We start from the raw sequence: 10,803 nt of genomic DNA, 5'->3' as shown, positions 1-10,803 counted from the left end.
GTACGGAATTTTATCTTTATCTAAGAAAACACCCCGCAAGAAAATTCCCCCATCCTTACATAAATTGTTCGAATATTTACATTAATTGTATTATGTCAGAACACCCTTTATTTTACAAAGATGAATTGTAAAAAGGTACATTATATCTACTCCTTTGCGGTTTTTTTGCGGTTACACCAATACTTTTGCGACTTGACGCCAACATCACGGCAACCCTTTCATAAACACAAAAAAAGAGGAGTAAACACATGGTTTACTCCTCTAACTTAGTTTCTTTACCTTTTGCTTCTTCATAATCTGGTGTTTTCCTTGATAAGCCAAGTCGATCATTTTCTCCATTCCCCGGCATATCAGTCATCTTTTCATATTTATCTCCTAATTTTTCATAATACTTAAATGTTGTTAATTCACGTGAAGAGTTATCCGGCATATAAAATGCAAACTGAATATATTTGCCCCCTTCATAGACTCTAACAATCGCATTCTCTCTTTTAATATTTATCTCTGTGTCATTTCCTTTATGCTCTTTATATTGGCTAATTACATCATCAATCGCATCATCATACTTGCTTCCACCACATGCAGTTAAAACAAACATCATCATCAAACTAAGGAAAATAAAAATGTTTTTCAAAATAAACATTACCTCCTTTTTCAATATTTAGTATAAACAAACAAATTGATCTTTTCCACCTTTTATCCATTTCCCTTAACCTGCACATTATCGACTAACCAACCATCCTTTTCTTTCTTCATAGTCGTTTGTACAATTAACACTTGATTCGTAGTGACTGAATTTGCAGTTGTGGCGACTTCAACAATGTTTAAAAACAATTCATGAGACTCATCTAACGGCTTTGAATAACTCTCTAGTGAAAGTAATTCACTTTGCACGCTGACTGTGTGCTTTTGATCAGAGCGAGAAGGGAATGCATAATCAAACCCTTTTCCAGTTGTGTGCTTCTTAACTGTTTCATATCGTTTATCTATGTCGGAGTAATTAAAAAACGCTTCAAAAAATGCCTTATTTTCCGAAGCGCTACTTGTTGATTCTATATGGTTCAATTCCTTAATTTTTTCTGCTCAAAACTTCATTTTTATCTTTTAACTTTTCAATCTTATACGTTTGCTGTCCATTCGTAAAAAATCCAGTCAGCAATATCAATAATAAACAAGCTGAAGCCCATGCAATATGTGTTTTCATGTTTTCACTCCTAGTTATTTAATGCGTCCAAAAGATACAAGGTGATCTCTCCAGTAACCTGATTTCAGATCAGAATATTCGATTCCACTGTCATTTGAATTAAACATTCTGCCATTGCCTACATAGATGCCGACGTGAGTAATGGCTTTTCCTTCGTATGTGCCGCCAAAGAACACTAAGTCACCCGCAGTCGCTTCTTTTTCACTTATTTTCTTTGTTGCCGCATGCTGTTCCTGAGCTGTTCTAGGAAGAGTAATTCCAGCTTTCGCAAAAGACCACTGAACAAGGCCAGAACAATCAAATCCAGTTTTCGGGTTTGAACCTCCCCAGGCATACGGTTGCCCTTCATATTTCAAAGCTTCTTTCATGACCGTTTCATAGAAATCCATAGAGCCATTCACAGGCTTCACATTTTTATCAGAGCCTTTCACATACCTCATGACATGGTCAACATAACTTGGGTCACCGTAGCTTTTCCAGCCCATTTTAAAAGCTTGCAATCGGCTGAAATCAAGTGCTAATTTCTTTGTGTATTTCCCGCCATTCTTTTTGACATAGTCTATAAATCCAGAACCAAAGTTGTATGCCTGTAAGGTTAAACGAACATCACCGCCAGCCTGTTTAAAAACCTTCTTAAAATGTTTAATGCCGACTTCAATCGAACGTTCTGGGTCAGTTATGGAGTTGGGAGGTAAGCCGATACTTTCGGAACTTTGCATGATATCTAAAGAACGCCCACCACTTTCTTGCATGGTGAGCGCCATAATAATATTCACTTGGTCAAAAACGCCTTCCTGACGGGCGTACTTCTCAAATACAGCCCTAAATCGTTCGACTTCCGGCGCAATGCCAACCTGTCTCATATTCGCCATCCCCGCCGCCTATGAAATCGTCTCCGACTTGATTTTCTCTTGATATCGTCATAACCACTACGATACATAAAACAAAATAGAAGATAAAAGGAGCCGAGAACACCACAGGAAGAACTACCTTTTTACTTATCATTTTGTTCTTTCATCCCTTCTCAGTGTAGAATACTTTAAAAAGCTGCTCTTCACTTTTATCTATTAATTTTATAAATGTTTTAAATTGCTCAGGTGTCCAAAATTTCATTTGTTTTTTAGTATTGAAAGATTAGGTACTCCATCGCATGGATTTGCATTAATAATTTTTTCATTAATTGCGGTATCAAATAACTTTTTTAATATGATCATTATGTTGTTAACAGTTTTGTTAGATAATCCTGTATCAATCAATTGTTTCTGAAAAAGTCTTATTTCTGTATGAGTAAGCTTCTTGATATTACTATTTATAAAGTGAGGAGTAATATGTTTATCAATTGTGTATAACTGAATCTGATAATAGTTAGGTTTGTTGTGAAGTGTGCAATTCTCCAAGTATATATCTTTCACCTAGTTAAAACTTAAGTGTAAGCCAGAATTGTATTTATGTTTGAGTGCAATGTACAATTCTTCTGCCTCTTTTTTTGTTTTTGCCATTCTTATTTTTCTTCTGCGCCTTCCTGTAACTGGATCTACACCGACGCTTATATCTACTTTGTATGAACCGTTCTTCAGCTTTTTAATTGGCATGACTGTCAACTCCTATCCAAATGCCTCGACTTTGCTGTCAGATATGATCGCAGAAGCTGAACTGGCGGAAAAACATGAAAAAATGTTGAATGTGTTTATAGCTGATGTTGCTGATATGGTCGTTTAAAAACAAGCTGCTAAACCTTTATAAACATAAGTGATGCGATTAAACGTATGTGTCATACGGTACCGGAACGAAGTGAGGATAAGGAGTTGACATATTCAGCGCCACCAAAACCCTCTTGGCATTGAACAAACAACCGTTTGTTCCTGCCTACCGGCGAGAGAGTCCCCCGATGATTCGGGGGAATAGGGGGATAGAATATTAGCAATCCAACGGGCTTCCGTTGGTGGGTTTGGGTGAAACCCAAAAGTTTTAAGTAATTATTTCACATTTTGTATGTAATATTTTAACAATGATTTTATGTTTGGAGAGGAAATTTATAAGAATTACTTATGTAATACCATTGGAAAACAAATGTTAACGTATGGGATTTAATGAGGTAGTATTTAGTTAAAATGATTCAGCGTTCATTAAGGGGGGAATTTATTGGAACAAGAAACTAAGTTTAGAATAGCTACTGAACAAGATTTAGATAGAATTGTAGAAATGCTTGCTGATGATGAATTGGGAAGGCTTCGTGAGCGTTATGAACAACCACTTCCGGAAAGTTATACAAAAGCATTTCGAGCTATCACGTCTGACCCTAATAATGAGTTGGTAGTAGCTTTTCAAGACGATGAAGTGATCGGTGTACTTCAAATTACATTTACTCCGTATATTACACACCAAGGTGGATGGAGAGCTACTATTGAAGGAGTTAGAACAGCCTCATCCGTGCGTGGTAAGGGGGTTGGAACTGAACTTATAAAATGGGCAATTCAACGTGCAAAGAAACGTGGTTGTCACTTAATTCAACTTACAACAGATAAGCACAGAGTCGACGCATTACGTTTTTATAAACGATTAGGTTTTAAATCTACGCATGATGGTTTAAAAATGAAATTGGAGTAGTTACTAATCAGCTAACGGATGCTTATCTTCAATAAAGATTTAAAACATGAATAAAGTTAAGGATCCTTGTTTTATGGTCATTTGTCATAATATTACCAATCGAAAAAAACGTTTAAGAACAGTATGAGTGTTAATTCTGCTGTTCTTTTTTGCGTGTGCAAAATTAGATTAAACAGCAATCCAACGGGCTTCCGTTGGTGGGTTTGGGTGAAACCCAAGAACTTAAATCGGAGGGATAAGATGTTTAACATTAATCTGTTGAATCAGGCCCGACTCTGTTGCTTATTTCACGGGAATGAGATGTGGAGAACTGCTCGCTTTGACTTGGAATGATATTGATAGCGTAAGAAAAGAAATAAATGTGTATAAGTCACTATCATTTATTAAAGGTGAATATAAAATCACTCCACCAGAGACCAAAAATTCTAATAGAAGGATCAGTGTTAATACAAAATTACTTGAAATGTTACTGGAGTGGAAAGAGAAACAAAAAGACATATTAGAAAAACTTCAAGTATCATCATCAGATAACACTTTTATTTTTCAATACAAAGAGAGTCCAGCCAATAAAGACATTTTTAGCCGAAAAATCAAAACAATTTGTGCGCGAGGAGAGGTAGAACCGATCCGCCTTCATGATCTGAGACATTCACATGTCGCATTGTTAATTCATCAAAGGGAAGATTACATCACAATATAAGAACGACTAGGACATGCTTCCATCAAAACAACAATCGAGGTTTATGGTCATCTCTTTCCTAATAAACAAAAAGAAACTGCTGATAGCTGGATGAATTATCTAACAAGTGGAGTAAAAAGGAGTAAACCTTAAAATTAAAAGAGAGCATAAAAAAATACCAGGGGTCTACAACCCTTGGTATCATTGATGCGGCCGAGAGGACTTGAACCTCCACGGGTTATTCACCCACTAGGCCCTCAACCTAGTAAAAACCTATCATGGGTTACAAAAGCTTTTAACCAAAGCATCTGTTTATTTTGTTTACACCTATTTTCATCATTTTTTATGAATTCTGGGCACAAATTGGGCACTGTTTTTAGGATAATTAAACCGCTGAATAATTGGTTGTTATGCACTTCCCACGATGAGCTTTTAAGAGTAAACTTTTTAAACATCTTATTATACTTGCTCCTGACCAGAAATCGAAAAACAGCCTTAAGATGTTTTAATTCTATTTATCTTTTAATATTTTGCGCTAGTAAATATATCAAATCAGTGGCAATTGTCGCAGCTGCTAATGATGTGACCTCGCCAGCATCATACATTGGAGAGACTTCCACAAGATCAGCCGCAACGACATTTAACCCAGCTAATTCCTGCAGTAACCGTCTTATATTGTAAGTATCCGGTCCACCAACAACAGGTGTCCCTGTACCGGGTGCAACACTTGGGTCAAGTGAATCTATATCAAACGTTATATAGACAGGCATATTTCCAATAATGCTCTTAATTTTTTGTGCTAACTCTTCTGTAGACATTTCCAAGGCTTCATTTGCGTATATGATATTATAATTTTGATCATTCGGCATATTGGTCCTAATAAACACTTGTACTGATTTCAAAGCATCAACATAACCAATTTCCGCTATATCATTTGCAAATGTACCATGAAATATTTCACCATCATTTCCAGACAGAGAATCTTGATGACTATCAAAATGAAGAAGCGCAATCTTACCATGCTTCTCATAGGCAGCTCGAACCAAACCATAAGGGATAGTATGATCTCCGCCTAATGTTAGTAATTTCGCTCCTGACTTTAATATCTTAGAAGCATGAGAATAAGTTTCGTCAATCATTAATTTTGTAGAATTTTCACCGATATTTGCTCCAACATCGCCGTAATCAATAATGTTCAACTTTTCTTTGACATCATACTTATAAGGATAAAGAAAATTCCCCGCATGCAATGACATCTGACGAATAGATCTTGGTCCAAATCGAGCGCCTGGACGATTTGAAACACCTACATCAAAAGGGACCCCCATAACCGCTATATCTACGTTTGTTACATCTCTTGTTTGTGGAGTTCTCCAAAAAGTCGGAAGGCCTGAGTACGCTAAAAATTGTTTCTTTTCCATTATATAAATCCCTCCTTTGCTAATATGCTGATAGCATAAACTCTTGTGCGACCCAAATGTCAACCATACAACTTTAACTAACGTTTTTTATGTTTCACTACAGGAATTTGAATTTCAAACATAGCTTCATTCGGCTCATCTGTTATTGAAATATCCACTTGAACCATTTGAAGTGCATTCCCAGCAAGTTTGTAATCCTGTTCTTTGATGAAGGCTATCAATTGGGTTAAACTATCCGTTCTATCCCATATTTCTCCGTAGTGTCTTAAACACACAAATTCCCCCTTTGGTATACGAATCACATATTCCTCAGGGATATCTTTTATATGATTGGTTCTAGCAATTAAAGTTGTCGGCGCTGAATAATGATTTGAAAGAAGATCCTCCTCTTCAATTAAAACCCCTAAACGATTACTTGCGACAAGTGGTGCTTTCTCCAGCATCAGATTCTCAATTTCAATAACCCCATAACTTAGTTCTAAATCATTTGATATTTTCGTGTTTTTCGTAATGAAAAACCGTTCTTCTAAGGAATAGATTTTTATCCCCGGGAACACCCCTTCCTCAGATACCCTGTGAAAATTTTCTATCTTTTCATTTATACTTTTTTCTAGATCGATTAATTCTTTTATATTTCTTTGCAATGCTTTATGTTTTTCTTTTAGGATTCTGATTGATTTTTCCGTATTTCTTTCTGTTAAAAAAATTTTGATCTCTTCAAGAGTCATACCAATTTGACGCAATTCTTTTATTGTCCCAAGAACCTCATATTGATAAATCGAATAAAAACGATAACCCGTATTCGGGTCAATATATGCAGGTTTAAATAGCCCAACACGATCATAATGTCTTAACGTTTCAGCAGTTATTCTTCTTAATTTAGCCATCTCACTAATTGATAAAAGCTCTTTTAACAATGTCTTTTCACCTTCTTTTATTGTTCATCATGATATGTTCAGACTTTCTTGACTTTTTTGTTACACAAAGGGTTATGTTAATAACAGTTATCTTGATATAACTTGATCTTAAGTAAATCTTTAATTAAATATCTAAGGAGGATCGTTATGAATCGCAATTGGTTCTATGTATTAGTTGCCGGAATTTTGGAGATCGGCTGGGTGTCTGGGTTAAAACATTCAACAAATTTGATTGAATGGATATTAACGATTGTAGCAATCGTTTTAAGTTTCTGGCTATTAATTATTGCCTCAAATAAATTACCAGTAGGCACTGTATATGCAGTATTTACTGGAATAGGTACGGCTGGTACTGTTACAGCTGAAATGCTCTTATTTGGAGAACCTTTTCAACTCATAAAAATATTATTAATCTTATTGCTTCTGGCAGGAGTAATTGGATTGAAACTCATAACTAAAGACTCAACAGAGCCGGAAGGAGGACATGAATAATGGCTTGGTTGCTTTTAATATTAGCCGGCTTATGTGAAGTTATTGGAGTTTCCGGGATTAATCGCTTTGTCATCCGGAAAGATATTAAATCCATATGTGTCCTCATTGTAGCATTCACATTAAGCTTCTTCTTCCTTTCACAAGCTATGACTAGTATCCCTATGGTATTACCGTCTACGCTATCTGGACTGGCATCGGGACAGTTGGAAGCCGCATTAGTCGGGATGTTTATATACGGTGAACCTAAAGAATGGCGGAGAATCCTCTTCATCTCAATGATTTTATGTGCGGCTATTGGGTTAAAACTGCTTTCTTAGTCTAAAATTTTCATTTAAAAAAGGCATACTTGTTACAGTATGCCTTTTTTAATCACTGTTTAAGTGTTTTTAGATTTAATCATTACATAAATCACTTACAAACTTAGGCAAAACAAACGCTGCGTTATGAATTTCCTTTGTATAATATTTGCTTCCAGTGTCATAAAATCTATCTTTATCAATATTTAAAGGATCATGCTTTTTTGAGCCCATAGTAAAAATCTATAAACCACTTGGATAAGTGGCATATTACAAGTGTATAATTTAGTAATAGGGAAAATCTCTTTTACATCTTTGATAACCGTTTGAATGAAATCACCTTTAAACCATGGATTATCAGATTGAGCAACTAATATGCCATCATCTTTCAATGCTTTTGATATACCGGCATAAAAACCTTTCGTGAATAAATTAGCAGCTGGTCCAACCGGTTCAGTTGAATCGACTAGAATTACATCATATTCATTTTCACTTTCAAGAATATGCATATAACCATCTTCAATTCGCAAATCAAAACGCGTATCAGCTATATTCTCAGCAAACCCTGAAAGATATTTTTTAGAGTACTCAACTACTTTACTGTCTATTTCTACTTGAACTACACTAGTAACTGATGGGTGTTTCAATATTTCACGAATGACACCACCATCCCCTCCTCCGACTACAAGGATTTTTCTTGGATTTGGATGAGTAAATAACGGAACATGTACCATCATTTCGTGATATACAAATTCATCTTTTTCTGTAGTCATCACCATTCCATCAAGTGTGAGCATATTTCCGAATTCTTCTGTTTCAAATATATCAAGCTGTTGAAACTCCGTTTTTTCTGAATGCAGAGTTCTTTTCACTTTAGCTGTTATACCAAAAGAATCTGTTTGTTTTTCAGTAAACCATAAACTCATATGATTCCACCCTTTTCTGTTAAAAATCATTTTTCAGTATAATCTTTTGTGTTACACAAAAGTCAATATTATAAGACTAAAAACATAAAAAAACATACCAGTATTATTTGGTATGTTTTCTTCTTTAGATAGCCCCTCAATCCCTCAACCTAGTAAAAACATATCATGGGTTACAAAAGCCTTTATTCTAAGCATCTATATATTTTATTTACACCTATTTTCATCATTTATCATGAATTATGAGCACAAATTGGGCACCTTACTGAGACCAATTAACACTACATTTCATCAGCATCTAGCGATATACGACTCATTGCCCTCTCATAATGAAAATCTTCCAATTCTCTTTGATATTGTTCCCATTCTTGCTTTGTATACAGGTATCTCTCCGCATCCACTTCCTTCATTACGTTTCTTTCTGTGATATGTTCTTGGAAAAAATCAAGTATATGACTATATAAAAATTTTATCTTCTCAACTAACTCATTAACACTGGGTTCATCTAAAATGATTGAATGATGTGTTATATGATTTCGATAGTCATTAATAAGGGTTATTGCCGTCTCAACATCTTCTGATATATCTATATCAAGTAAAAACTTAATTCTTTTAATTGCTTCGTTCAAATTAATTGTAAACAATTGTTTCTTTTTATTGCCGTTACCTAAATCAACATCAAAAACGTTTCGCTTGTTATTAAATTCAAACGGGTTTTTCTTACCCTTACTTTCATTCTTTAGCTTTTCTTTTGCTTCCATATATAAATTTATATCAGTAAATATTAACGATTCATTTTGCTTTGACAATATGTATTTCAATAAAATTTCTATTCCATGATTAAGAAATATAATTGCATCTTTTAAAAAGTGATAACTGCTTCCCTTATGATACTTCTCAAATTCTACTATGTTAATTTTAGCTTTCTTTAATGAATCTATGCCATTTTCTAATAAAGAGTATTCCATTTCGTTTTCCTTCTTTTCTTATCTTTTTTTATAAAAAAGCTTAATCAAAAAGATTAAGCTTTTTTCTAATTAATTTAGCAACCTCTATGCCCCTACCCTATCTGCAGCCACTTTGATCTCAGTATTATGATCACTTTGCAAATAAGTCATTGAAAATACACTACCTAAAATCACTGCTGCCAATAGAATCCGGCTGATTTTCATCAATAATCTCCCCTTTTTTAATTTTTCGTCTTGCTTCAATACTCATACGATAATATTCATTAGAGAGCATTAAATTTCCTTGTTCATGAAAATAATCAGCGACTTCAATCGAAAAATTTTCAACATCAGCAAACATTTTTCTCGAAGCCAGATATGAAAATGCATTCTTTATTAATTGAGTCTCACCATCAGAAAAAAATAATCCCTCTAATATTTTGAATTTCGCTGAGTATTCCTTATCATCACTTTTATCGGCAATAAATCGCCCTTTCCTAAAGTATATCAAAGCAACATCATAATTTTGTTGTTTTGCTTCTACATAGGTTAGAGTGAATAAAGTCTTTGTTAGGAAACTATGTTTTGATTTTTCAAAAATTTCTAACGCTAAAATTAAATGTTGTGAAGCCTTTTTATATTCTTTCAATTCATCATAACAAATCCCAATATTCATGTGTGACATTGCAATTAAATGCTCTATGTTACTTTCCTTGGCAATTTCCAAAGAATTTAGAAATTGTTCCAAGGCTCTTTCGTATTCTAAAGAATCGATCAGGTTACCTGCAACAATAAATTGACAACGCACAGTTTGTACCGCATACTCTTCATACTCTCTAAATATTTTGAGTGCACGATTTGCATAATTCATGGAGAAATATGTTTGTTTCATATAATAATATACATAGGACACTTTGAAAAAAAACTCTGCTTTTTCTATTTCATCCTCAACTTCCGATAACTTTGATTCAGCTATTCGATAGGCACTTATCGCTGAAGTTAATTCTTTTCGCCTAAACTCATACATACCCTTAAAAAAGTAAAAATAATATTCCAACATGCCAGTTAATTGCCCTTGTTTCTCAATTTCTTTTATAGTCTCATAAGCATTATTGAGATCTTCTATTTCCTTAGATTTCATATAACTCAGCATTATCTCGTGCCTAAAATCTAATAACTGATAATATAACAAGGCATCTTGGTTTTCTTCCATGTTTAGCAATTCTTTCTCTACTTCTATTTTTATAATCTCTGCATGCTCAACTTGATCATCTTTTATTAATGTATACCAATCATTTAACTTTTTTGTGACTATGT

The 10,803-nt window shown here is 34.3% G+C and carries 11 protein-coding genes and 5 pseudogenes; 5 read left to right on the top strand and 11 right to left on the bottom strand.

From position 1 onward, the window contains the following. Positions 1–253 precede the first annotated feature (253 nt). The 5 genes and pseudogenes from AC0OMA_RS21055 to AC0OMA_RS21035 all read right to left on the bottom strand — a co-directional run bounded on the left by AC0OMA_RS21055 (position 254) and on the right by AC0OMA_RS21035 (position 2,796). A complete protein-coding gene (locus tag AC0OMA_RS21055; RefSeq protein WP_474222416.1) occupies positions 254–634 on the bottom strand; it encodes a DUF4467 domain-containing protein in 381 nt (126 codons plus the stop codon). Positions 635–696: 62 nt separating this feature from the next. Then, positions 697–1,204: pseudogene (locus AC0OMA_RS21050) on the bottom strand (hypothetical protein). Positions 1,205–1,218: 14 nt separating this feature from the next. After that, positions 1,219–2,209 (bottom strand): annotated as a pseudogene (locus AC0OMA_RS21045) (bifunctional lytic transglycosylase/C40 family peptidase). 104 nt (positions 2,210–2,313) lie between these two features. After that, positions 2,314–2,616, bottom strand: coding sequence for a tyrosine-type recombinase/integrase (locus AC0OMA_RS21040; protein ID WP_322840240.1), 303 nt, complete (start codon positions 2,614–2,616; stop codon positions 2,314–2,316). After that, positions 2,617–2,796 (bottom strand): Arm DNA-binding domain-containing protein, encoded by a 180-nt coding sequence (locus AC0OMA_RS21035; protein ID WP_252494307.1) that lies wholly within the window; start codon positions 2,794–2,796, stop codon positions 2,617–2,619. A 28-nt stretch (positions 2,797–2,824) separates the two neighbouring features. On the opposite strand from AC0OMA_RS21035, the pseudogene AC0OMA_RS21030 reads away from it, so the two are divergent. From AC0OMA_RS21030 to AC0OMA_RS21020, 3 genes and pseudogenes are all read left to right on the top strand, one after another. After that, positions 2,825–2,923: pseudogene (locus tag AC0OMA_RS21030) on the top strand (Replication initiation factor); the annotation flags it as partial. Between the two features lie 423 nt (positions 2,924–3,346). Then, positions 3,347–3,811: a GNAT family N-acetyltransferase gene (locus AC0OMA_RS21025; RefSeq protein ID WP_181218300.1), complete on the top strand. Its 465-nt coding sequence runs from the start codon at positions 3,347–3,349 to the stop codon at positions 3,809–3,811. Positions 3,812–4,085: 274 nt separating this feature from the next. Continuing rightward, positions 4,086–4,643, top strand: a pseudogene (locus AC0OMA_RS21020) (site-specific integrase); the annotation flags it as partial. A 362-nt stretch (positions 4,644–5,005) separates the two neighbouring features. Here AC0OMA_RS21020 and speB read toward each other — a convergent pair. Together speB and AC0OMA_RS21010 are read right to left on the bottom strand one after the other, a co-directional pair. Continuing rightward, positions 5,006–5,911, bottom strand: a complete 906-nt coding sequence (gene speB / locus AC0OMA_RS21015) for an agmatinase (RefSeq protein ID WP_474221884.1) — start codon at positions 5,909–5,911, stop codon at positions 5,006–5,008. 77 nt (positions 5,912–5,988) lie between these two features. After that, positions 5,989–6,828, bottom strand: a complete 840-nt coding sequence (locus AC0OMA_RS21010) for a MerR family transcriptional regulator (protein ID WP_474222457.1) — start codon at positions 6,826–6,828, stop codon at positions 5,989–5,991. A gap of 147 nt (positions 6,829–6,975) precedes the next feature. Between AC0OMA_RS21010 and AC0OMA_RS21005 the strand changes: the two genes are divergently transcribed. Both AC0OMA_RS21005 and AC0OMA_RS21000 read left to right on the top strand, forming a co-directional pair. Then, entirely contained in the window at positions 6,976–7,320 is a 345-nt protein-coding gene (locus AC0OMA_RS21005; RefSeq protein ID WP_333513996.1) for a DMT family transporter, read from the top strand. After that, entirely contained in the window at positions 7,320–7,637 is a 318-nt protein-coding gene (locus AC0OMA_RS21000; protein WP_474222456.1) for a DMT family transporter, read from the top strand. Before AC0OMA_RS21005 ends, AC0OMA_RS21000 begins: the two co-directional genes overlap by 1 nt. A 75-nt stretch (positions 7,638–7,712) precedes the next feature. On the opposite strand, the pseudogene speE reads toward AC0OMA_RS21000, so the two are convergent. The 4 genes and pseudogenes from speE to rapI form a co-directional block, all read right to left on the bottom strand. Next, positions 7,713–8,542, bottom strand: a pseudogene (speE, locus tag AC0OMA_RS20995) (polyamine aminopropyltransferase). A 278-nt stretch (positions 8,543–8,820) separates the two neighbouring features. Continuing rightward, positions 8,821–9,507: a hypothetical protein gene (locus AC0OMA_RS20990; protein ID WP_474221882.1), complete on the bottom strand. Its 687-nt coding sequence runs from the start codon at positions 9,505–9,507 to the stop codon at positions 8,821–8,823. An 84-nt stretch (positions 9,508–9,591) separates the two neighbouring features. Continuing rightward, complete coding sequence (gene phrI / locus AC0OMA_RS20985) at positions 9,592–9,711, bottom strand: phosphatase RapI inhibitor PhrI (protein WP_474221881.1); 120 nt, start codon at positions 9,709–9,711, stop codon at positions 9,592–9,594. Beyond that, entirely contained in the window at positions 9,668–10,801 is a 1,134-nt protein-coding gene (gene rapI, locus AC0OMA_RS20980) for a response regulator aspartate phosphatase RapI (RefSeq protein WP_474222455.1), read from the bottom strand. The genes phrI and rapI overlap by 44 nt, the downstream gene beginning before the upstream one ends. Between the last annotated feature and the right edge of the window lie 2 nt (positions 10,802–10,803).

It is taken from the genome of Bacillus sp. AMCV2 (assembly GCF_056033925.1).
The sequence above is the reverse complement of the archived record's forward strand: the minus strand, read 5'-3'. Positions and strand labels throughout refer to the sequence as shown.

Bases quoted from the DNA above. Each gene is read 5' to 3' on its own strand.
- AC0OMA_RS21035 (WP_252494307.1), bottom strand. From the start codon at position 2,796: ATGCCAATTAAAAAGCTGAAGAACGGTTCATACAAAGTAGATATAAGC.
- speB (WP_474221884.1), bottom strand. From the start codon at position 5,911: ATGGAAAAGAAACAATTTTTAGCGTACTCAGGCCTTCCGACTTTTTGG.
- AC0OMA_RS21005 (WP_333513996.1), top strand. From the start codon at position 6,976: ATGAATCGCAATTGGTTCTATGTATTAGTTGCCGGAATTTTGGAGATC.
- AC0OMA_RS21000 (WP_474222456.1), top strand. From the start codon at position 7,320: ATGGCTTGGTTGCTTTTAATATTAGCCGGCTTATGTGAAGTTATTGGA.
- AC0OMA_RS20990 (WP_474221882.1), bottom strand. From the start codon at position 9,507: ATGGAATACTCTTTATTAGAAAATGGCATAGATTCATTAAAGAAAGCT.
- phrI (WP_474221881.1), bottom strand. From the start codon at position 9,711: ATGAAAATCAGCCGGATTCTATTGGCAGCAGTGATTTTAGGTAGTGTA.